This window comes from Methylobacterium sp. D53M (assembly GCF_053345625.1).
Genome location: NZ_JBKFAL010000020.1, coordinates 68196 through 88499, shown reverse-complemented (window position 1 = coordinate 88499; position 20304 = coordinate 68196). Strand labels below are relative to the sequence as shown.

At 70.8% G+C, this 20304-nt stretch carries 20 protein-coding genes and 1 tRNA gene; 6 read left to right on the top strand and 15 right to left on the bottom strand.

Features of this window, described 5'->3' with window-relative positions:
* The first annotated feature begins 62 nt into the window (after positions 1-62).
* Positions 63-284 carry a YgaP-like transmembrane domain gene (locus ACLBYG_RS23675; RefSeq protein WP_020093742.1) on the top strand — a complete coding sequence of 74 codons (222 nt, stop codon included), beginning with the start codon at positions 63-65 and terminating at the stop codon, positions 282-284.
* A gap of 218 nt (positions 285-502) precedes the next feature.
* Here the strand turns inward: ACLBYG_RS23675 and ACLBYG_RS23670 are convergent, their stop codons facing one another.
* Complete coding sequence (locus tag ACLBYG_RS23670; protein ID WP_010685302.1) at positions 503-766, bottom strand: GlsB/YeaQ/YmgE family stress response membrane protein; 264 nt, start codon at positions 764-766, stop codon at positions 503-505.
* Positions 767-948: 182 nt separating this feature from the next.
* Here ACLBYG_RS23670 and ACLBYG_RS23665 point away from each other — a divergent pair, with 182 nt between their 5' ends.
* Together ACLBYG_RS23665 and ACLBYG_RS23660 are read left to right on the top strand one after the other, a co-directional pair.
* The gene (locus tag ACLBYG_RS23665; RefSeq protein WP_020093741.1) at positions 949-1305 is read left to right on the top strand and encodes a RidA family protein; all 357 of its coding nucleotides are present in this window, start codon (positions 949-951) and stop codon (positions 1303-1305) included.
* Positions 1302-2429, top strand: coding sequence for a polyamine ABC transporter substrate-binding protein (locus tag ACLBYG_RS23660; protein WP_447683095.1), 1128 nt, complete (start codon positions 1302-1304; stop codon positions 2427-2429). The genes ACLBYG_RS23665 and ACLBYG_RS23660 overlap by 4 nt, the downstream gene beginning before the upstream one ends.
* Before the next feature lie 25 nt (positions 2430-2454).
* Here ACLBYG_RS23660 and ACLBYG_RS23655 read toward each other — a convergent pair whose 3' ends face one another.
* From ACLBYG_RS23655 to ACLBYG_RS23640, 4 genes are all read right to left on the bottom strand, one after another.
* Positions 2455-3126: an ankyrin repeat domain-containing protein gene (locus ACLBYG_RS23655; protein ID WP_447683094.1), complete on the bottom strand. Its 672-nt coding sequence runs from the start codon at positions 3124-3126 to the stop codon at positions 2455-2457.
* 205 nt (positions 3127-3331) lie between these two features.
* On the bottom strand, positions 3332-3742 hold the full coding sequence (locus tag ACLBYG_RS23650; protein ID WP_447683093.1) for a DUF3597 domain-containing protein: 411 nt from the start codon (positions 3740-3742) through the stop codon (positions 3332-3334).
* A 121-nt stretch (positions 3743-3863) separates the two neighbouring features.
* Positions 3864-4187 (bottom strand): hypothetical protein, encoded by a 324-nt coding sequence (locus ACLBYG_RS23645; protein ID WP_447683092.1) that lies wholly within the window; start codon positions 4185-4187, stop codon positions 3864-3866.
* Between the two features lie 22 nt (positions 4188-4209).
* On the bottom strand, positions 4210-6060 hold the full coding sequence (locus tag ACLBYG_RS23640; protein WP_447683091.1) for a DEAD/DEAH box helicase: 1851 nt from the start codon (positions 6058-6060) through the stop codon (positions 4210-4212).
* A gap of 289 nt (positions 6061-6349) precedes the next feature.
* Between ACLBYG_RS23640 and ACLBYG_RS23635 the strand changes: the two genes are divergently transcribed.
* Positions 6350-6433 (top strand) — tRNA-Tyr (locus tag ACLBYG_RS23635).
* A gap of 17 nt (positions 6434-6450) precedes the next feature.
* Here ACLBYG_RS23635 and ruvC read toward each other — a convergent pair.
* Entirely contained in the window at positions 6451-7074 is a 624-nt protein-coding gene (gene ruvC, locus ACLBYG_RS23630; RefSeq protein WP_100252719.1) for a crossover junction endodeoxyribonuclease RuvC, read from the bottom strand.
* Positions 7075-7197: 123 nt separating this feature from the next.
* Positions 7198-7518 carry a YnfA family protein gene (locus ACLBYG_RS23625; RefSeq protein ID WP_447683090.1) on the bottom strand — a complete coding sequence of 107 codons (321 nt, stop codon included), beginning with the start codon at positions 7516-7518 and terminating at the stop codon, positions 7198-7200.
* A gap of 104 nt (positions 7519-7622) precedes the next feature.
* Between ACLBYG_RS23625 and ACLBYG_RS23620 the strand changes: the two genes are divergently transcribed.
* On the top strand, positions 7623-8603 hold the full coding sequence (locus tag ACLBYG_RS23620) for a tyrosine recombinase XerC (RefSeq protein ID WP_447683089.1): 981 nt from the start codon (positions 7623-7625) through the stop codon (positions 8601-8603).
* A gap of 261 nt (positions 8604-8864) precedes the next feature.
* A complete protein-coding gene (locus ACLBYG_RS23615; RefSeq protein WP_020093732.1) occupies positions 8865-9614 on the top strand; it encodes a response regulator in 750 nt (249 codons plus the stop codon).
* A 158-nt stretch (positions 9615-9772) separates the two neighbouring features.
* Here ACLBYG_RS23615 and lpdA read toward each other — a convergent pair whose 3' ends face one another.
* The 8 genes from lpdA to mdh all read right to left on the bottom strand — a co-directional run bounded on the left by lpdA (position 9773) and on the right by mdh (position 20008).
* Positions 9773-11176: a dihydrolipoyl dehydrogenase gene (gene lpdA / locus ACLBYG_RS23610; RefSeq protein ID WP_447683088.1), complete on the bottom strand. Its 1404-nt coding sequence runs from the start codon at positions 11174-11176 to the stop codon at positions 9773-9775.
* Between the two features lie 67 nt (positions 11177-11243).
* The gene (locus tag ACLBYG_RS23605) at positions 11244-11999 is read right to left on the bottom strand and encodes an SDR family oxidoreductase (RefSeq protein ID WP_020093730.1); all 756 of its coding nucleotides are present in this window, start codon (positions 11997-11999) and stop codon (positions 11244-11246) included.
* Positions 12000-12006: 7 nt separating this feature from the next.
* Positions 12007-13326: a 2-oxoglutarate dehydrogenase complex dihydrolipoyllysine-residue succinyltransferase gene (gene odhB / locus ACLBYG_RS23600; RefSeq protein WP_447683087.1), complete on the bottom strand. Its 1320-nt coding sequence runs from the start codon at positions 13324-13326 to the stop codon at positions 12007-12009.
* 49 nt (positions 13327-13375) lie between these two features.
* On the bottom strand, positions 13376-13675 hold the full coding sequence (locus tag ACLBYG_RS23595) for a YciI family protein (RefSeq protein WP_042671905.1): 300 nt from the start codon (positions 13673-13675) through the stop codon (positions 13376-13378).
* A 10-nt stretch (positions 13676-13685) separates the two neighbouring features.
* Positions 13686-16676: a 2-oxoglutarate dehydrogenase E1 component gene (locus tag ACLBYG_RS23590; protein ID WP_020093727.1), complete on the bottom strand. Its 2991-nt coding sequence runs from the start codon at positions 16674-16676 to the stop codon at positions 13686-13688.
* Positions 16677-16849: 173 nt separating this feature from the next.
* Positions 16850-17734 (bottom strand): succinate--CoA ligase subunit alpha, encoded by an 885-nt coding sequence (sucD, locus tag ACLBYG_RS23585; protein ID WP_010685286.1) that lies wholly within the window; start codon positions 17732-17734, stop codon positions 16850-16852.
* 2 nt (positions 17735-17736) lie between these two features.
* Positions 17737-18933, bottom strand: a complete 1197-nt coding sequence (gene sucC / locus ACLBYG_RS23580; protein ID WP_020093726.1) for an ADP-forming succinate--CoA ligase subunit beta — start codon at positions 18931-18933, stop codon at positions 17737-17739.
* A gap of 112 nt (positions 18934-19045) precedes the next feature.
* Positions 19046-20008, bottom strand: coding sequence for a malate dehydrogenase (gene mdh, locus ACLBYG_RS23575; RefSeq protein ID WP_042671902.1), 963 nt, complete (start codon positions 20006-20008; stop codon positions 19046-19048).
* Positions 20009-20304: the final 296 nt, after the last annotated feature.

The window sequence follows — 20304 nt, the reverse complement described above, 5'->3', positions numbered from 1 at the left end:
GTCGGCCGGGAACGGGGCGCCGGATGCCGCGTTCCCCCGCGACTTCCCAACCGGAGACCCTCATGGCCAACGACATGATGCACGACATCTTCAGCGGGCAGCCGAACCTGTCGACGACGGAGCGCGCCGTCTCGGTGGCGCTGGGCCTCGGCATCGCCGCCGCCGCGGCGCAGCCCCGTCCCAACAAGCTCCTGAGCCTGCTGGCGCTCGTGGTCGGCGTCGGGCTGGCGGTCCGGGGCGCGACCGGCCACTGCGCCGTGAAGGCCGCGTCCGAGCATCTCTGAGTATCAGCCCTCGGAGGGCTTCGGCGCCTCCGTCTTTGCGAGCGCAGCGAAGCAATCCAGGCAGTGCGACGTTCGACGTCGTCGCGCTGCCCTGGGTCACGTCGCTGCGCTCGCGATGATGGAGAGCGCTGTGTTGAGACCCGCCACCGGAATGCGTCGGTCAAAAAAAGGGGCGCCCCGCGGGGCGCCCCTCGTCGTGTCCGGACCTGCCGGACGGGTCAGTAGGTGGTGGTGCGGCGGCCGGCGATCATGCCGTAGATGAACAGCACCACCACGGCGCCCACGATGGCGCCGATGAAGCCCGCGCCCTGGTTGGGCCCGTACCAGCCGATGGCCTGTCCCAGGAAGGTCGCCACGAAGGCGCCGACGATGCCGAGGATCGTGGTCAGGATGAAGCCGGCGGGCTCGTTCGGGCCCGGCATGATGAACTTGGCGATGACGCCGGCGAGAAACCCGATGATGATGGTCCAGAGAATGCCCATGACTGACCCCAAGGCGTGATTGTCGATGGCGGCAGAACGCTTCGAGGCCCGCGACGGTTGCCCGCACCCCGGCCGCCGATGACGATTTTCCTCGGGTTCCCGCGGCGCGTGCGCGCGCGGCCCTTTACGGCCGGGCCGGTGCGGCGGCAGATACGCCGGTTCTCGAGGATGTGGAGACGGGTATGGACATTCAGCGGATCGAGCCGGGCAAGCGGATGTCGCAGGCCGTCACCTTCGGCGACATGGTCTACCTCGCCGGGCAGGTCGCGTCCGACACGGTCGGCACCGGGGTCACGATCCAGACCCAGCAGATCCTGTCGGAGATCGACCGGCTGCTCGCCGCGGCCGGCAGCGACAAGGCGCGGATCCTCTCGGCCACCATCTACCTCGCCGACATCGCGACGTTCGCGGAGATGAACGCCGCCTGGGACGCCTGGGTGTCTCCGGAGAACGCGCCGGCCCGCGCCACCGTCGAGGCCAAGCTCGCCGCGCCGGAGTACCTGGTCGAGATCGTGATCGTGGCCGCGAGGAGCCGGTGATCGGCCCGCGCCGGACCGTCCTGGCGGCGGCCGCGGCCGTCCTCGCGGGAGGGCTCCTGGCGGTCCTGCCCCTCGTGCGGCCGGCACCGGCCGCCGAGGAGCGGGTCGTCAACATCTACAACTGGTCGGACTATATCGACCCGCAGGTGCTTGAGGCCTTCACCCGCGAGACCGGGATCAAGGTCGTCTACGACACCTACGACAACAACGAGATCTTGGAGACCAAGCTGCTCGCCGGCCGGTCGGGCTACGACATCGTCGTGCCGTCGGGACCGTACCTGCAGCGGCTGATCCGGGCCGGCGCGTTCCTGCCCCTCGACAAGTCCAAGCTGAAGAACCTCGGCAATCTCTGGCCCGAGGTGACCAGCCGGCTGGCGGCCTACGATCCCGGCAACACCTACGCCGTCGACTACATGTGGGGCACGACCGGCATCGGCTACAACGTCGCCGCCGTGCGCGAGCGCCTGGGCGCCGGCGCGGCCGTGAATTCGTGGTCCGTCGTCCTCAATCCCGCCTCGGCCAACAAGCTGAAGGAGTGCGGGATCATGATGCTCGACAGCCCCGAGGACCTGATCCCCAGCATGCTCCCGGCCTTCGGCGCGAAGGCGGATTCCAAGCGCTGGGACGACATGACCCTGGTGACCGACGCCCTCTACAAGGTGCGCGGCGCCGTGCGGAAGTTCCACTCGTCGGAATACATCCAGGCGCTGGCCAACGGCGATATCTGCCTGGCCGTCGGCTATTCGGGCGACATCATGCAGGCCAAGCGCCGCGCCGAGGAGGCCAAGAACGGGATCGACATCGCCTACGTCGTGCCGAAGGAAGGCGCGCTCATGTGGTTCGACACCTTCGCGATCCCGAAGGATGCCGCCCACCCGGCCGAGGCGCTGGCCTTCATCGACTACATGATGCGGCCCGAGGTGGCGGCGGCCAACACCAACTTCGTCTCCTACGCCAGCGGCAACCTCGCGGCGAAGAGGTTCGTGAAGCCCGAGATCCTGAGCAATCCCGGCATCTACCCGGACGAGGCGACGATGCAGCGCCTGTCCATCAACACCGCCTGGGACGACCGCACCCAGCGCTTCGTCACCCGCCTCTGGACCCGGGTCCGCACCGGGCGCTGACGCGGATCGGCGTCGGAGGGGGCCGTCAGCGTTCCGGATCCGCCGGGATGCCGCTGCGGGCGAGCCACGCGCGGACCGCCGCGCGGGTCTCGCGCCCGGAATCGTTGAGCAGGCGCTCAGGGGTGGTGAAGAAGTACGGCTGGAAGGTCTTTCGCTGCGCGTTGCGCAGGGTCGGGTCGATCCCGGCCTCGAGCAGCCTCAGCACCCAGGGATTGGCCGCGCCGACCTGTGCCGCCACGTGCAGCAGCGAGTTGCCGGTGGCGTCGACCCGGTTCGGGTCCGCGCCGGCCCGCAGCAGCAGCGCGATCTGCGCCTCGCGCCGGTTCTGTACGGCGCGGAACAGCGGCGTCCACTGACCGCGCGGGCTCACCGGGTCGACCGGCGCGCCGTGGCGCAGCAGGATCTCCAGGTAGGTCGGATCCTCGACCATCGCCGCCATGTGCAGCGCGGTCTCCTGATCGAGCCCCGGCACAGACGGATCCGCCCCCGCGTCGAGCAGGGCCGACAGCGCGCGCGGCCGCGCGTTCCAGATCGCCCATTCGAGCAGGGTGAGGTTCCGGCCGCCGCGGACGGAGAGATCCAGGCCGGGCGCCAGCGCGGCGATGCGCGCGACGTCACCGCGGGCGACCGCCGCGGCGATCGCGGCGAGAGGGGATGCCTCGAAGGCGCCGCTGTGGTCCCCGGTCGGGGTCTCCATGACCGTTCGCTCCTCGGCGCCGCCTGATTCGGCGCTGCGTGACGCGGGTCATGTGATCGATAAACACGGAGGCGCCGCAAGGCCCCCTCCGCAAGTGTCGCCGCCGGGGCGCACCGGCGGCGCACAACGTGGTCAAGAAGCGATCTCGCCGCGGCGCCGGTCGAGACCGTCCGCGGCGAGCCTCGTCGATCCCGGAATCGATGACCTAGTGCTTCAGATCGTCCGGAACCTTGCCGCCGTTCTCGGCGAGCTTCTGCATGACCTGCTTGTGCAGCCAGATGTTCATGCTGGCCGAATCGTCCTTGTCGCCGGTGTAGTGGAGCTCGTCGGCGAGTTGCTTGCGCGCGGCGAGGCCGGAATCGAGTCCCAGCAGCTTCATCAGGTCGACGATCGAGTGGCGCCAGTCGAGCGTCTGCGGGTTCTTCTCGGCGAGGCCGGTGAGCACCGCCGCGACGTCCACCGGCCCGCTGCCGCCGGCCGTGCCGGGGACCGACGTGGAGGGCGTGCTCGTGCTGGCCTGGCCGCCGGAGCCGGCGTTGGGCGCGGGCGCGGCGTCCGCGGTGCCGCCACCGAACGGATGGAGGATCTTGCTGACGATGCTGCCGAGGAGGCTCATGGATCCGCTCCGATAATCGAGGCCCGATCTCCGCGTCGGGCGGCCATTCAACTGGCTGTGAGCCTTGGCGTTCCGCGATTCGGCAGGCTCGGGACGGTCGGCGCGGCGCGGCCCGGAGCGATCACGACCTCGGCCAGAGGGCGAGGACGAGCGCGGCCCGCTCCTCCGCGAGAGTGCCGTCCGGGACCGGGCGGCCCGCGCGGGCGTACCAGTAGCGCGCGTTGCCGTCGTCGCCCTCGACCCGGTGGAGATGGGCGTGGACCCAGGCCGCGTCGGACCCGCCGGCGTCCTGGACGAGGCGGTGCGCCCGCTCCCAGGCGGCGGAGGCCGGGCCGGACGCGTCCCGCTTGAGCCACCAGAGCGCGGCGAGCGGGGCGTCCCAGACGCTCGGCGGCTCGGACGCGGCGAGTGTCGCGGCGAAGGCGGCGGGGAGGCTCTCGGTCACGGCTGTCTCCTTCCCGGGCGTTTCAGCGGCCGGCGGCGCGCTCCGGCTGCCAGCGCCCGCGGCGCTGCCGGGCCGACCACGCGTAGCGGGCATCGCCGTCGAGGCGGTCGAGATGGTCGGAGAGGCGGTTGCGCTCGAGCCAGGACAGGGCCGCCTCCAGCTCCGGGAGGGTCATGGTCGCGCGGCCCTTGCCGAGCACCCGCTTGAGAACGGCGTTGTAGCGGTGGGCGAGGTTGCCGCCGCGGGGCACGCGCAGCGAGGTCTCGTCCTCCACAGCCTGGGACGCGACCGCGGCAGCGAGCCGCTGGCGCAGGGTCCGCTCGGTGACGGAGGGCGGTTCGGGCGCGGGCGCCGCGGGAACCGGTTCGGGGAGGCGCGGGCGCAGCAGGGCGTAGCGCATCCCGATCGCGTTGCTCTCCAGGGGCGTGATCCCGCCCGGCTCATCGTCGCGCCAGCGGGTCCGCTCCGGCACGACGGCGCTCGCCGGCCGCTCGCGGGGCGGCCGGACGCTGCTGCCCTGCTCAGTCTCGAGCTCCAGGCGGAACCGGGCGAAGAGCGGGTCGTCCGGGTGGAAGATCAGCGCCTGCTGCCCGTCGTAGGGGCCGGCATGGGGGTCGACCCGGGTGGCCCGGGCGAGCATCTGCTCGAGCCAGGGCCGCGAACGGATATGCGTCAGGGCCGCGACCACCGCGACCTCCGGGGCGTCGAGACCCTCGTAGGCCATCGCCACCGTCACCAGCACGGCCGGCTCCGGCGTGAGCCGGAACGCCGCCAGGGCCGCGTGGGCGTCGCCTTGACCGGAGGTCGCGAGACGGACATCGCGCGCGCCCTGCCCGGCCGGCATCCAGTCGCGCAGGGTCGCGAGATAGGCCCGCGCGCTCGCCTGATCGGGCGCCACCACGAGGAGCTTGCCGAGCCCCCGGGCCGGTTCGCCGGGCGGGAGATCGCGCTCCGCCCGGCGCCGGGCGCGCAGGCGCTTCGTGGCGAAGAACGCCTCGCTCAGAAGATCGCGGGCGAAGCCGGTCCGCAGGGCGGTGAACAGCGCCGGCCGGGTGGTGATCCGGACCGCGCCCGCGCCGAGCCGGTGCGGCCCGACGCGCGGGCTGTCGCCGGCGATCCGGCCGCCCTCCAGCCAGCTCGCCTCGCCGTCGAGGGCGCCGAACGTCACCGGCAGCACCGCCCGCTCGGCCAGCGCCTGCGCCCGCGAGTAGCCGATGACCGCGAGGCCGGGGGCGTCGAGATCGAGTTCCGGCCCGCGGCCGGGTGCGGCGGGCTGGTAGGGCAGCCCGAGGATCCGCCGCCCGTCCGCCCGCTCCAGCGTCCCGGACAGGTACAGGCGCACGGTCGCCGCCTCCATGACGGGCAGCATCGCGCGGGACCACGCCCCCGCCTCGGCATCCTCCGCGGAGGCTTCGTCGGCGCCCGGGCGACCGGGGACCGGCAGGTGATGAACCTCGTCGACCACCAGCAGGGTGCGGTGCGCCCGCGCCTCCGCGAGGTGGAGCGCCGGGGCGGCGGCGACGGCCTGATAGGTCGTGACGTAGCCGGCCAGACCGCGCGCCGGGTCGCGCTCGTTGTCGGCGGCCCGGACGCTGAGGGCGTGCCCGAAGGCCGCGCGCCACAGCGGGTCGGCGAAGGCTTCCTCGGCCTGCAGCCGCAGGGAATCCCGCGGCACCACCCAGACCACGCGCTCGACGAGCCCCGCCTCGATCAGCCGGTGCGCGGCGATGACCGGCAGCAGCGACTTGCCCCCGCCCGGCGTGACCGCCGCCAGGATCTTCCGGACATGGGCCGCCTCCCCGCTCGCCATGGCCGCGACCAGGGCCATCAGCGTGCGCTGGTGCGACCGCAGGGACGGGGCGGGACGGGTCAAGGGCCGGCGAAGCAGGGCGACATCGCCACACCGTGGCCGATCCGGATTCCTTTGTGAATCCCCGGAGTCGCGGAACGTTCGCGTTTTCGTCCCAATGGCGGAGCCGCGGGCACCGCGAGGCCGGAAGAGGGTCGACTCGGCAAGCGCGGCCGCCCGGATCGCGGCGACGCCGAGCGAAACCGCCCCGCTCTCCACGATTGCCGCGTCCGGCGAGGCGGATCGGTCCACCATAAGCGTTGACACCCGGCCCACCCCTCACCATAAGGGCGCCGCGGGCGATGCCCGCCTTGGGGGAATGTCCCGAGCGGCAAAGGGGGCGGACTGTAAATCCGCTGCGTAAGCTTCGTAGGTTCGAGTCCTACTTCCCCCACCAAGTTCTTCCCGATCCCGTCAGCCTTGTTTCGCCAGCGCGGCCTCGATGCGCGCGGCCGCGGCGGCCGAGAAGCCCTTCCCTGCGAGCCCCTGCCCCGCGGCGGCCTGACCGGTGAGCGAGCGGCGCTTGCCTCCCGGCAGATGCGCCTGCCGCAGCGCGTGGGCGTCCCGGTGACTGGCATGGGTGATCGCGATGGCCAGCGCGTCGGCGGCGTCCGCGACGCGGAACTCGGCCTTCGGCAGGAGGAAGCGGACCATCGCCTGGATCTGCACCTTCTCGGCGTGGCCGGAGCCCGCGACGGTCTTCTTGATGAGGTTGGGGGCGTACTCGAACACCGGCAGTCCGGCGAGGGCCGGCACGAGCAGCGCCATCGCCCGCGCATGGCCCAGCTTGAGCGTCGCCTGGGCGTCCTTGTTGACGAAGGTCTCCTCCACGGCGACCTCGTCGGGCCGCACGGCCTCGACGACGCGGCCGATCCCCTCGAACAGTTCCCGCAGGCGCAGGGCCAGCGGAAGCTCCCCGTCCGAGGTCACGACCCCGCAATCGCCGTAGGTGAGCTTCGTGCCCTGCGCGGTGATCAGGCCCCAGCCGGTGCGGCGGAGTCCGGGGTCGATCCCGAGAATGCGGACGGCGCTGGTCATGGGGCTCCACGGCTCGGTGAACGGCCCGAGGCTGCCGTACGTATCGTGAACGCTTGGTTTCACCAAGGTTCCGAACGCGGAAGCGGTCGGCCGTGGCCGGCCCGGCACGGTGCCGGGTCGAACTCACCCCCGGCGACCGAGGAGGATCAGCGCCGTTCCGGCGAGGCAGACCGCGCTGCCCGCGAGGTCCCACCGGTCGGGCCGCTGACCCTCCGCGAGCCACAGCCACAGGACCGAGGCCGCGACGTAGACGCCGCCGTAGGCCGCGAAGGCGCGCCCCGCCGCGGGGCTGTCCACGAGGGTCAGGAGGGCCGCAAAGGCCGCCAGCGAGGCGAGGCCCGGCAGCGCCCACCAGGCCGACCGCCCGAGCCGCAGCCAGGCCCAGAACGCGAAGCAGCCGGCGATCTCGGCGAGGGCGGCGGCCGCGTAGGCGAGGAGGATCATCGCGTCAGCTTGGCACGGCGCGCCGCGCGGGACGAGCCCGGCCCCGAGGACGGACCGCGACCGGCATTAAGCTCTCGGCAAGGAGGATCCGGTCGAGTGTCGCCATGAGCACGCATGCGAGCACCCGTGAGACCCAGGACGACCGGCTGCTGTTTCCGGGGGACGCCCGCCTCCGCGACGCCGTCCTCGCCTGGATCGAGGCGCTGGCGCGGGAGCGGCGGATGTCGTCCAACACCGTCGAGGCGTACGGGCGCGACCTCCGGCAGTTCCTCCATCACCTCGCGTCCCGTCAGGGGACGCCGACGATCCCGATGCTGATCGGGCTCAAGGTGCGGGACATCCGCGGCTTCATGGCCGCGCGCCGGGCCGATGAGGTCTCCGGGCGCTCGCTGATGCGCATGCTGGCGGGTCTGCGCTCCTTCGCGCGCTTCCTCGAGCGGGAGGGCTTCGGCACCGTCTCGGCCCTGGGCGGTGTGCGCTCGCCCAAGGTCCCGCGACGGCTTCCCCGTCCCCTGCCCGTCTCCGCCGCGGTGGCGCTGACCGATACCGCGATCCGCGCCGGCGAGGAGCGGGAGCCCTGGGTCCTCGCCCGGGACGCCGCCGTTCTGGCGCTGCTCTACGGCGCTGGGCTGCGCATCTCCGAGGCCCTGGGCCTGACCCGCCGTGACGCACCCCTGCCCGGGGTCGATCAGGTCACCGTGCTCGGCAAGGGCGGCAAGCAGCGCATGGTGCCGATCCTGCCCGTCGTGGCGCAGGCCGTGGCGGACTACGTCGCCGCCTGTCCCCTGCCGCTGCTGCCGGAGGGACCGCTGTTTCTCGGTGCCCGGGGTGGCCCGCTCTCGCCGCGCATCATCCAGTACACGGTCGCGCGCGCCCGCGGCGCCCTGGGCCTGCCCGAGAGCGCCACACCGCACGCCCTGCGGCATTCCTTCGCAACCCATCTGCTGGCGCGCCAGGGCGAACTCCGGGCGATCCAGGAACTCCTGGGCCATGCTTCGCTCTCCACGACGCAGCTCTACACGCAGGTCGACGCCGCCCGCCTCATGAGTGCCTACGCGGCGGCCCATCCGCGGGCTGGCCATTGAGCAAGATTGCTAAAAACTTCGACTTCGAGAGCCTTCATCATCGTCTATAGGCGCGTCTTCCGGTTCGCCCAGTGCAGAATCCCGCTCTTTAAGAGCTTCGTCACGATCTTCAGCCAATATGGGCAACGAACGGGATGGGGTTGGGCGGGCGTCATGGATCTTCAGGATGGGAGGGCGCCGGCACGTGTCGTAATCGCGGATTGCGATCCGGGCCGCCGCGCCTCCCTGAGAGAGATCGTCCTGCGATTCGATCCCAGCGCGGTGATCGATGAGGCGACCTCGGGTCAGGCGCTCTGCGACATCCTCCTCCGCCACCGTCCCACCCTGGCCTTCGTGGGAATGCAGCTCGACGATCTCAGCGGCCCCGAAGCCGTCGCCGTCGCGCGCCGGGCGGGTGCGGAGCCCCCCTGCCTGGTGCTGGTGGCGACCCGCGTGCTGCCGCACTGGCAGGAGATCGCCACGAGCCTCGGCGCCTACGAAGTCCTGAAGACGCCCCTCGACCCGAGCCATATCGAGCCGCTGCTCCACGCGGATGCCCGCCGTCGCGCACCGACCCGGGCCCTGCTCGCCTGCTCGACTCCGGCCGGGCGGTCGGCCATCAGCCGCGTCGTGGCGCGCAGCGGGTTCGCGATCGAGCTCGACGAGACGGATGACGGCCGCCACGCCCTCAAGCAGCTGAAGCTCGCCGCCTACGACTTCGCCTTCATCGACGTGAAGCTCGGCGGCATCGACGGGCTCGAACTGGCCTGTCAGATCCAGCCCCTCGGCCTCCCGACCCGGATCACCCTGCTGACCACGTCCGAACTGGAGCCCGTCGCCCAAGCCGGCCGCTACTTCGGCGTCGACGCCGTGCTGCGGATGCCGTTCTACGCCCGCGACATCGACCTCGCCCTGCACAACGCGCTGGGCCTGCGTCGGCCGTATCTGCTGAACGCCCTGACGGCCCCGCCCGCGCCGAGCGCACTGCTGCGGATCGCCGACCTGCCGAATTCCAGGCGCAAGATCGCCTGACCCCGCGCCGGGCCGTCGCTCTGCGGGCCAGTCAGGTTCGAGGCGCGCGGTGTGTGACGGAACGCGAAGGCCCCCTTTCCCGCACGGGAGAGGGGGCCTCCGCGCAGGCGGTCGAGCCCACCGAGGTAGCAATCCGCGCAGCCGTGGGCCTTGGCCCGTCAGACGTGGATGGCGCGCTTGTTGACCGCCAGCGCGGCTTCCTTGACGGCCTCGGTCAGCGTCGGGTGCGCGTGGCAAGTGCGGGCGATGTCCTCGGACGAGGCGCCGAACTCCATCGCGACCGCCACCTCGGCGATCAGGTTGCCGGCATCCGCGCCCACGATGTGCACGCCGAGTACCCGGTCGGTCTGGGCGTCGGCCAGCACCTTCACGAACCCGTCGGTGGTGCCGTTCGCCTTGGCCCGGCCATTGGCTGTGAAGGGGAACTTGCCGGCGTTGTAGGCCACGCCGTCCTTCTTCAACTCCTCCTCGGTCTTGCCGACCGAGGCGACCTCCGGGAACGTGTAGACCACGTTCGGGATCACGCCGTAATTCACGTGGCCGGACTGGCCGGCCAGCATCTCGGCGATCGCCACGCCCTCGTCCTCGGCCTTGTGGGCGAGCATCGGGCCGGCGATCACGTCGCCGATGGCGTAGATGCCGGTGACGTTGGTCGCGTAGTGGGAATCGGTGAGGATCCGGCCCTTGTCGTCCCGCTGGACGCCGACCGTGTCGAGGCCGAGGCCCTCCGTGTAGGGCGTCCGGCCGATGCAGACGAGGACCACGTCGGCCTGCAGCGTCTCCGCCGCGCCGCCCGCGGCCGGCTCGACCGTGACCGTCGCGCCGCCCTTCTTGCCGACCTCGACGCCCGTCACCTTGGTGGACAGCTTGAAGGCGATTCCCTGCTTCGTCAGGATCCGCTGGAACTGCTTGCCGACCTCGCCGTCCATGCCCGGCAGCACCCGGTCGAGATACTCGACCACGGTCACCTCGGAGCCGAGCCGGCGCCAGACGGAACCCAGCTCCAGCCCGATCACGCCGGCGCCGATGACGAGGAGCTTCTTCGGCACCCGGTCGAGTTCCAGGGCGCCGGTGGAGGAGACCACGACCTTCTCGTCGATGGTGACGCCGGGCAGGCGCGCCACGTCCGAGCCGGTCGCGATGACGATGCTCTTCGTCTCGAGCATCTGGTTGCCGCCATCCTCGGCGATGACCTCGACGCGGCCGGCGCCGGCGATCCGGCCGGTGCCGTGGAAGGTGTCGACCTTGTTCTTCTTGAGCAGGAACTCGACGCCCTTGGTGTTGCCGGCGACGCCCTCAGCCTTGAAGGCCATCATCTTCTTCAGGTCGAGCTTCGGCGTGCCGACGTCGATGCCGAGATCGGCGAAGTGCGTGTTGGCCTCCTCGAAGGCCTCCGACGCGTGCAGCAGGGCCTTGGACGGGATGCAGCCGACATTGAGGCAGGTGCCGCCGTGCGTCGCGCGCTTCTCGACCACCGCGGTCCGCAGGCCGAGCTGCGCCGCGCGGATCGCGCAGACGTAGCCGCCGGGGCCGGTGCCGATGACGACGAGATCGTAGGACATGAGGCTTCGCTTCCGCTCGGTCGTGCCGCGTGCGAGACGGGCAGGGAATGTCAGGTGGGGCTTGGCCTCAGCGGCCGCCGCCGATGTCGAGGATGGCGCCCGTGGTGTAGGAGGCCTCGTCCGAGAGGAGCCACACGATCGGTGCGGCCACCTCCTCGGCGGTGCCGGCCCGCTTCATCGGGACGCCGGGGCCGAGACGCTCGACCCGGTCCGGCTCGCCGCCGCTGGCGTGGATCTCGGTGGCGATGATGCCGGGCGCCACCGCGTTGACGCGGATGCCGTCGGCGGCGACCTCGCGGGAAAGCCCGATCGTCAGCGAGTCGATGGCGCCCTTGGAGGCCGCGTAGTCCACGAACTGGCCGGGGCCGCCGAGGCGCGCCGCCACCGAGGACAGGTTGACGATCGCGCCCCCTGCCCCGCCGCGCTTGATCGACATGCGCCGCACCGCCTCCCGCGCGCACAGGAAGCTGCCGACCACGTTGGTGGTCATCATGCGCTGCAGGCGGGCGACGCTCATGTCGGCGACATCGGACTTCACGTCGACCACGCCGGCATTGTTGACGAGCGCCGCGAGGCGGCCGAGGCCGTCGGCCGCCTTGAACAGGGCGATGACGTCGGCCTCGTTGCCGACGTCGCCCTTCACGGCGAGCGCCCGTCCGCCCTTGGCCGCGATCGCGTCCACCACGCCCTGCGCGGCGGCGGCGTCCGACACGTAGCTCAGGCAGACGGCGTAGCCGCGCTCCGCCAGGAGGAGCGCCACCGCGCGGCCGATGCCGCGGCTGCCGCCCGTGACGATCGCGACCCTGTTCTCAGCGCTCGACATGGCTGCCTCAGAGGTCCAGCACGAGGCGCGCCGGATCCTCCAGAGCCTCCTTGACCCGCACCAGGAAGGTCACGGCCTCCTTACCGTCGACGATGCGATGGTCGTACGACAGGGCGAGGTACATCATCGGCCGCGCCTCGATTTTGCCGGCGCGGACCACCGGGCGCTCCTCGATGCGGTGCATGCCGAGGATGCCCGACTGCGGCGCGTTGAGGATCGGCGTCGACATCAGCGAGCCGTAGATGCCGCCGTTGGTGATCGTGAAGGTGCCGCCCTGCATCTCCTCGATGGAGAGCTTGCCGTCGCGGGCCTTCTTGCCGAAGCCGGCGATCTTCTTCTCGATGCCGGCGATCGACAGGTCGTCGGCGTCGCGCACCACCGGCACGACGAGACCCTTATCGGTGCCGACCGCGATGCCGATGTGGTAGTAGTTCTTGTAGACGAGGTCCTGCCCGTCGATCTCGGCGTTGACCGCCGGCACGTCCTTGAGGGCGCCGATCACCGCCTTGGTGAAGAAGCCCATGAAGCCGAGCTTCGTGCCGTGCTTCTTCTCGAAGATATCCTTGTACTGGCTGCGCATCGCCATCACGGCCGACATGTCGACGTCGTTGAACGTCGTCAGCATCGCCGCGGTGTCCTGCGCGTCCTTCAGGCGGCGCGCGATGGTCTGGCGCAGCTTCGTCATGCGCACGCGCTCCTCGCGCGCGGCGTCGTCCGGCGCCGAGGGGGCGCGCGGCAGGGTCGGACGGGCCTCCTTGGCGGGCGCCGCCGGGGCCGGTCCCTTGGCGATCGCGCCGAGCATGTCGCCCTTCGTGACGCGTCCGTCCTTGCCGGACCCGCTCACCGACGACGGGTCGACACCCGATTCCCGGGCGAGCTTGGCCACCGCCGGGCCGTTGTCGCCGACCCGGCGCTGCTGGGCCGCGGGGGCGGCGGCATCGCCGTGGTTGCCGTAGCCGGCGGACGATTCCTGGGCCGGGGCCTCGGCCTTCGCGGGCGCGGCGGCCTTCGGGGCCTCGCTCCGGCTCTCGGCCTTGGTCTCGGCGCTCTCCTTCGGGGCGGCCTTCTTGGCCGTGCCGCCGCCGGCTCCGGCCTCGACGATCGAGCCGAGCAGGGCACCGGGCTCCACGGTCTCGCCGTCCTTGACCAGGATCTCGCCGAGCTCGCCGGCCGCCGGGGCGTTCACCTCCAGGGTGACCTTGTCGGTCTCGAGCTCGACGATCGGCTCGTCGGCCGCGACCGTGTCGCCGGGCTTCTTGAACCAGCGGCCGATCGTGGCCTCGCTCACGGATTCGCCGAGGGTCGGGACGAGGATGTCGGTTGCCATGCTCTCTTCTGCCCCGCGGGGGGCCTCCTCTGGATGTCGGGCCGCGACGTCAGCGCCGCAGGATCAGGGATGGAACGGGCGAGACGGTGTACCGGAAGCCTGCCTGCGCCATCAGGACGGGATCTGCTTCGCCGAGCGCCTCGGCCCGGGCCGCGTCGTCGGCCTCGACCAGGGCGAGGCCCCAGGTGCCGCCGGACTCGAAGACGGGTCCGACCGCGATGGCGGTGCCGGCGGCCGCCTGCTCCATCCAGTATCCGGAATGCGCCGAGAACAGCGCCTTCTCGGCCTCCGTCGCGTCGAACGGGAAGCTCGGGCGGGGCGGTTCCAGGCGGAGCAGGAAGTAGGCCATGGCCGGACGATCAGACCGCCAGGGCCTCGTTGAGGAAGGCCTGGAGCTGCGCCTGGTGCTTCGACATCTGGCCGACCGCCGTGGAGGCGGAGGCCGGACGGCCGACGTAGCGGGCGCGCTTCACCGCGGAGCCGGCCTGGCCGAGCACCCACTCGAGGTAGGGCTCGACGAAGGACCAGGCGCCCATGTTCTTGGGCTCCTCCTGGCACCAGATCACGTCGGCGTTGCGGAACCGGGCCATCTCGTTGGCCAGCGCCTTCAGGGGGAACGGGTAGAGCTGCTCGACGCGCATCAGGTAGATGTCGTTGAGGCCGCGCTTCTCCCGCTCCTCCAGCAGGTCGTAGTAGACCTTGCCGGAGCACAGCACGACGCGGCGGATCTTGTCGTCGCGCACGAGCTTGTTCTGCGCGCCCTCCTCCTCGGCGTCGTCCCAGAGGACGCGGTGGAAGGTCGAGCCCTCGGCGAGCGCGTCGAGGTTCGACACGGCGCGCTTGTGGCGCAGCAGCGACTTCGGCGTCATCAGGACCAGCGGCTTGCGGAAATCGCGCTTCAGCTGCCGGCGCAGGATGTGGAAGTAGTTCGCCGGCGTCGTGACGTTGGCGACCTGCATGTTGTCCTCGGCGCAGGCCTGGAGGTAGCGCTCCAGGCGGGCCGAGGAGTGCTCGGGCCCCTGGCCCTCGTAGCCGTGCGGCAGCAGCAGCACGAGGCCCGACATGCGCAGCCACTTGCGCTCGCCGGAGGCGATGAACTGGTCGATCACCACCTGGGCGCCGTTGGCGAAGTCGCCGAACTGGGCCTCCCAGAGGACCAGGGCGTTCGGCTCGGCGAGCGAGTAGCCGTACTCGAAGCCGAGCACCGCTTCCTCGGAGAGCATCGAGTTGATGATCTCGATCGCGGCCTGCCCCTCGCGGATGGCGTTGAGCGGCGTGAAGCGCTGCTCGTTCTCCTGGTCGATCACCACCGCGTGGCGCTGCGAGAACGTGCCGCGCTCCACGTCCTGACCCGACAGGCGGACCCGGTTGCCGTCGAGGAGCGTCGCCCCGAAGGCCAGGGCCTCGGCGGTCGCCCAGTCGATGCCGACCCCCGTCTCCACCGCCTTGGCGCGGTTGTCCATGAAGCGCTGGATCGTGCGGTGCAGGTGGAAGCCGGGCGGCGCCTGCGTGATCCTGCGCCCGATCTCCTGCAGGGTCCCGGCCGGCACGGCGGTGCGGCCGCGGCGCGGGTCGTCCACGTCCTCGTGCACGGCCTTCACGCCGGACCAGCGGCCGTCGAGCCAGTCGGCCTTGTTGGCCTTGTAGTTGTTGGCGACGTCGAGCTCGCTGTCGAGCATCCCGCGGAACTCGGCCTTGCGGGCGTCGAGCGCCTCCTGGGTCACCGAGCCGTTCTCGACGAGCTTGCGGCCGTAGCTCTCCAGCACCGAGGGATGCTTGCGGATCCGCTGGTACATCTTCGGCTGGGTGAAGGCCGGCTCGTCGCCCTCGTTGTGGCCGAAGCGGCGGTAGCACAGCATGTCGATCACGACCGGCTTGCCGAACTTCTGCCGGTACTCGACCGCGACCTTGGCGGCGAAGGTGACGGCTTCCGGATCGTCGCCGTTGCAGTGGAAGATCGGCGCCTCGACCATCTTGGCGACGTCGGACGGGTAGGGCGAGGAGCGGGAGAAGCGCGGATCGGTCGTGAAGCCGATCTGGTTGTTGATGATGAAGTGGACCGAGCCGCCGGTGCGGTGGCCCTTCAGGCCCGACAGGCCGAAGCACTCCGCCACCACGCCCTGGCCCGCGAAGGCGGCGTCGCCGTGGATCAGGAGCGGCAGCACCGTGCGGCGCTCGATGTTGGGCTTGGCCCACTGGTCCTGCTTGGCGCGGACCTTGCCGAGCACCACCGGGTCGACGATCTCGAGGTGGGACGGGTTGGCGGTGAGCGACAGGTGGACGTTGTTGCCGTCGAAGGCGCGGTCCGAGGACGCGCCCAGGTGGTACTTCACGTCGCCCGAGCCCTCGACCTCGGCCGGGGAGGCCGAGCCGCCCTTGAACTCGTGGAACACCGCCCGGAAGGGCTTGGCCATCACGTTGGTGAGCACGTTGAGCCGGCCGCGATGGGCCATGCCGAGCACGATCTCGCGCACGCCCAGCGCGCCGCCGCGCTTGATGATCTGCTCCAGCGCCGGGATCATCGCCTCGCTGCCGTCGAGGCCGAAGCGCTTGGTGCCGGTGTACTTGAGGTCGAGGAACTTCTCGAAGCCCTCGGCCTCGATCAGCTTGTTGAGGATCGCCCGGCGTCCCTCGGGGGTGAAGGAGATCTCCTTGTCCTTGCCCTCGATGCGCTCCTGGATCCACGCCTTCTCGGCGGGATCCGAGATGTGCATGAACTCGACGCCGAGCGTCTGGCAGTAGGTCCGCTCCAGGATGCCGACGATCTCGCGGATCGTGCCGAACTGCAGGCCGAGGACGTTGTCGAGGAAGATCGGACGGTCCCAGTCGGCCTCCTCGGTGAAGCCGTAATGCTGCGGGTGCAGCTCCTCGTGATCGCCCCGCGGCGCGAGCCCCAGCGGGTCCAGCTTGGCGTGCAGGTGGCCGCGCATCCGGTAGGAGCGGATCAGCATGATCGCCCGCACCGAATCCTTGGTCGCCTGCTCCACCGACACGCCGGTGGTGGCGGTGACGCTGTCCTGCGGCTTGCCGGGCTTGGGCTCCTTGGCTTCCCGCGCGACGATCTTGTCGCCGATCGCCTTCTCCAGGGCGCCCCAGTTGCCGTCGAGCGCCGAGACCAGCTCGCCGTTGAGCGGCACCGGCCAGTGCGGCTTCTCCCAGGAGGCGCCGGCGGCGTTCTTCTCGACCAGGGTCTCGTCCTCGCCGAGCCCCTTGAAGAAGGTCTGCCACTCCGGATCCACCGAGGACGGGTTGCGGGCGTAGGCCGCCTGCAATTCCTCGATGTAGGCGGCGTTGGCGCCGTACAGGAACGAGGTTTCGAGGAGCGCTTCGTTCACGTCCTGGCGTGCCATGGTGCGTCCATCCTGATCGCGCGGGCAGGCTCCCCTGCCCTCCGGGCTCCCCGTCAGCGCGGCGGAGCGCCCTCGAACCGAAACGGGGCGGGTGACCGCCCCGCTGAGATCGTCTGCACGCCCGATATGGGCGTCGCGGCCCTGCGATGGCCGCGACGCAGGCGCGCGGGCCTTTAGCCCTTCAGCACCTCGACGAGCGTCGAGCCCAGCCGGGCCGGCGACGGCGACACGCGGATGCCCGCGGCCTCCATGGCGGCGATCTTGTCCTCGGCGCCGCCCTTGCCGCCCGAGATGATCGCGCCGGCATGGCCCATGCGGCGGCCCGGAGGCGCCGTGCGGCCGGCGATGAAGCCGACCATCGGCTTCTTGCGCCCGCGCTTGGCCTCGTCCTTGAGGAACTGCGCCGCCTCCTCCTCGGCCGAGCCGCCGATCTCGCCGATCATCACGATCGACTCGGTCTTCGGGTCGGCGAGGAACAGCTCCAGCACGTCGATGAACTCGGTGCCCTTCACCGGGTCGCCGCCGATGCCCACCGCCGTGGTCTGGCCGAGGCCGGCATTGGAGGTCTGGAACACCGCCTCGTAGGTCAGCGTGCCCGAGCGGGACACGATGCCGACCGAGCCCGGCCGGAAGATGTTGGCCGGCATGATGCCTATCTTCGACTCGCCGGCCGTGACGATGCCCGGGCAGTTCGGCCCGACGAGGCGCGACTTCGAGCCCGTCAGCGCCCGCTTCACCCGCACCATGTCGAGCACCGGGATGCCCTCCGTGATGCAGACGATCAGCGGCACCTCGGCGCTGATCGCCTCGCAGATCGCGTCGGCGGCGCCGGGCGGCGGTACGTAGACCACCGAGGCCTCGGCGCCCGTAGCCTCGCGCGCCTCCGCGACCGTGTCGAAGACCGGCAGGCCGAGATGGCTGGAGCCGCCCTTACCGGGCGACGTGCCGCCGACCATCTTGGTGCCGTAGGCGATGGCCTGCTCGGAGTGGAAGGTCCCGTTCTTGCCGGTGAAGCCCTGGCAGATGACCTTGGTGTTGGCGTCGATCATCACCGACATGATCAGGCTCCCTTCACGGCGGCGACGATCTTCTGGGCGGCGTCGTCGAGGTCGTCCGCGGGGATGACGTTGAGGCCGGAATTGCGGATGATGGCCTTGCCCTGCTCGACGTTGGTGCCCTCGAGGCGCACCACCAGCGGCACCTGCAGGCCCACCGCCTTCACGGCCGCGATCACGCCGTTGGCGATCACGTCGCACTTCATGATCCCGCCGAAGATGTTGACGAGGATCCCTTTCACGTTCGGGTCGGCGGTGATGATCTTGAACGCCGCCGTGACCTTCTCCTCCGAGGCGCCGCCGCCGACATCGAGGAAGTTCGCCGGCTCCTCGCCGTAGAGCTTGATGATGTCGAGCGTCGCCATGGCGAGGCCGGCGCCGTTGACCATGCAGCCGATCGTGCCGTCGAGCGCGATGTAGGCCAGGTCGTACTTGGACGCCTCGATCTCCTTGGCGTCCTCCTCGGTCTCGTCGCGGAGCGCCATGATGTCCGCGTGCCGGTAGAGGGCGTTCGAATCGAAGGCCATCTTGGCGTCGAGGCACTTGAGGTGCCCGTCGGCGGTCAGCACCAGCGGGTTGATCTCCAGGAGGCTCATGTCCTTGGCCACGAAGGCCGCGTAGAGCTTCTCGGTCAGCGCGGCCGCTTCCTTGGCCTGGGCGCCCGACAGGCCCAGCGCCTTGGCGACGGCGCGGCCGTGGTGGGGCATCACGCCGGTGGCCGGGTCGACCGCGATCGTGTGGATCTTCTCGGGCGTGTCGTGGGCGACCGCCTCGATGTCCATGCCACCCTCGGTGGAGACCACGAAGGCGACGCCGCCCGTGGCGCGGTCGACCAGCATCGAGAGGTAGAATTCCTCGGCGATCTGGGCGCCTTCCTCGATGTAGAGGCGGTTGACCTGCTTGCCGGCCGGGCCGGTCTGGATGGTCACCAGCGTCTGGCCGAGCATCTCGCCGGCGAACTGCTTGACCTCGTCGATCGACTTGGTGACGCGCACGCCGCCCTTGGCGCCCTCGGGCGCGCCCTTGAAGGTGCCCTTGCCGCGGCCGCCCGCGTGGATCTGGCTCTTCACGACCCAGACGGGGCCGCCGAGCTCCTTGGCGGCGGCCTCGGCCTCCGACGGGTTGAAGATGGCCACGCCGCGGGAGACGGGCAGGCCGAACTCCTTCAGCACGGCCTTGGCCTGATATTCGTGGATATTCATCGGAGCCTCGTAAGGAGGAGCGAATAGGTGGCATCGGGCGGCGCGTAGAGAAATCGAGTGATCGAGATTCGAATCTCCGACCGCTACGCGCTGCCCGGTATCCGCTTACCGGTCAGGCGAGGCTGCTGTCGACGCCCTTGCAGGCCTCGATGAGTCCCGTCACCGAGGCGACCGACTTGTCGAACATGGTCTTCTCGGCCGCGTCGAAGGTCACCTCGAGCACGCGCTCCACGCCGTTGGCACCGATCACGATCGGCACGCCGATGAACATGCCCTTCACGCCGTACTGGCCGTCGAGGTAGGCGGCGCAGGGCAGGACCCGCTTCTTGTCGCGCAGGTAGCTCTCGGCCATGGCGATGGCGGAGGCGGCGGGCGCGTAGAAGGCCGAGCCGGTCTTGAGCAGGTTGACGATCTCGCCGCCGCCCTTGCGGGTGCGGTCGACCATGGCGTCGAGCTTCTCCTGGGTGGTCCAGCCGAGCTTGACGAGGTCCGTCAGCGGCACGCCCGCCACCGTCGAGTAGCGGGTCAGCGGCACCATGTCGTCGCCGTGGCCGCCGAGCACGAAGGCCGTGACGTCCTCCACCGACACCTTGAACTCCTCGGCGAGGAAGTGGCGGAAGCGCGCCGAATCCAGCACGCCGGCCATGCCGACGATCTTGTTGGTCGGGACACCCGAGAACTTCTGCAGCGCCCACACCATGGCGTCGAGCGGGTTGGTGATGCAGATCACGAAGGCGTCCGGCGCGTGGGTCTTGATGCCCTCGCCGACGGCCTGCATGACCTTGAGGTTGATGCCGATCAGGTCGTCGCGGCTCATGCCGGGCTTGCGCGGCACGCCGGCGGTCACGATCACCACGTCGGCGCCCTTGATGGCGGCGTAGTCGCTGGCGCCCGCGTAGGTCGCGTCGAAGCCCTCGACCGGGGCGGCCTCGGCGATGTCCAGCGCCTTGCCCTGCGGCACGCCGTCGACGATGTCGAACAGCACCACGTCCCCCAGATCCTTGAGGCCGGCCAGAAGGGCCAGGGTGCCGCCGATCTGGCCTGCGCCGATGAGCGCGATCTTGTTGCGAGCCATGTCGGATGTGTCTCCGCTGCGTTCGACTTCGGTGATGCGTTGCGCGAGGCCGGGGCCGCTCGTCCGTCAGGGTCCGAGGCCGGATTCGCCACTCTGAAATCTGCGCGGCTGTGTGGCCGAAAAGCACCGTGGCTTCAACCCGATGAGGGCCGCGCGGGCGGCGCGTCCGGGCCGTCGGATCGCCCTCGAGCGTCCCGACGGTGCCTCCGAAACGTCAACGTCGCGAATGTTTTAGGTGCAGTGCACCCTGGCGCGGGACGGCCGCGAAGCCGCGATGACAGATCTGGAATCCTGTC

What these genes read in the sequence shown, in the direction of transcription:
- ACLBYG_RS23595 (WP_042671905.1), bottom strand. Translation starts at nt 13,675, where the DNA reads ATGGCCTACTTCCTGCTCCGCCTGGAACCGCCCCGCCCGAGCTTCCCG.
- ACLBYG_RS23590 (WP_020093727.1), bottom strand. Translation starts at nt 16,676, where the DNA reads ATGGCACGCCAGGACGTGAACGAAGCGCTCCTCGAAACCTCGTTCCTG.
- ACLBYG_RS23625 (WP_447683090.1), bottom strand. Translation starts at nt 7,518, where the DNA reads ATGATCCTCCTCGCCTACGCGGCCGCCGCCCTCGCCGAGATCGCCGGC.
- ACLBYG_RS23620 (WP_447683089.1), top strand. Translation starts at nt 7,623, where the DNA reads ATGAGCACGCATGCGAGCACCCGTGAGACCCAGGACGACCGGCTGCTG.
- sucD (WP_010685286.1), bottom strand. Translation starts at nt 17,734, where the DNA reads ATGTCGGTGATGATCGACGCCAACACCAAGGTCATCTGCCAGGGCTTC.
- ACLBYG_RS23605 (WP_020093730.1), bottom strand. Translation starts at nt 11,999, where the DNA reads ATGTCGAGCGCTGAGAACAGGGTCGCGATCGTCACGGGCGGCAGCCGC.
- ACLBYG_RS23650 (WP_447683093.1), bottom strand. Translation starts at nt 3,742, where the DNA reads ATGAGCCTCCTCGGCAGCATCGTCAGCAAGATCCTCCATCCGTTCGGT.
- ACLBYG_RS23665 (WP_020093741.1), top strand. Translation starts at nt 949, where the DNA reads ATGGACATTCAGCGGATCGAGCCGGGCAAGCGGATGTCGCAGGCCGTC.
- mdh (WP_042671902.1), bottom strand. Translation starts at nt 20,008, where the DNA reads ATGGCTCGCAACAAGATCGCGCTCATCGGCGCAGGCCAGATCGGCGGC.
- sucC (WP_020093726.1), bottom strand. Translation starts at nt 18,933, where the DNA reads ATGAATATCCACGAATATCAGGCCAAGGCCGTGCTGAAGGAGTTCGGC.
- ACLBYG_RS23675 (WP_020093742.1), top strand. Translation starts at nt 63, where the DNA reads ATGGCCAACGACATGATGCACGACATCTTCAGCGGGCAGCCGAACCTG.
- ruvC (WP_100252719.1), bottom strand. Translation starts at nt 7,074, where the DNA reads ATGACCAGCGCCGTCCGCATTCTCGGGATCGACCCCGGACTCCGCCGC.
- ACLBYG_RS23655 (WP_447683094.1), bottom strand. Translation starts at nt 3,126, where the DNA reads ATGGAGACCCCGACCGGGGACCACAGCGGCGCCTTCGAGGCATCCCCT.
- ACLBYG_RS23670 (WP_010685302.1), bottom strand. Translation starts at nt 766, where the DNA reads ATGGGCATTCTCTGGACCATCATCATCGGGTTTCTCGCCGGCGTCATC.
- odhB (WP_447683087.1), bottom strand. Translation starts at nt 13,326, where the DNA reads ATGGCAACCGACATCCTCGTCCCGACCCTCGGCGAATCCGTGAGCGAG.
- lpdA (WP_447683088.1), bottom strand. Translation starts at nt 11,176, where the DNA reads ATGTCCTACGATCTCGTCGTCATCGGCACCGGCCCCGGCGGCTACGTC.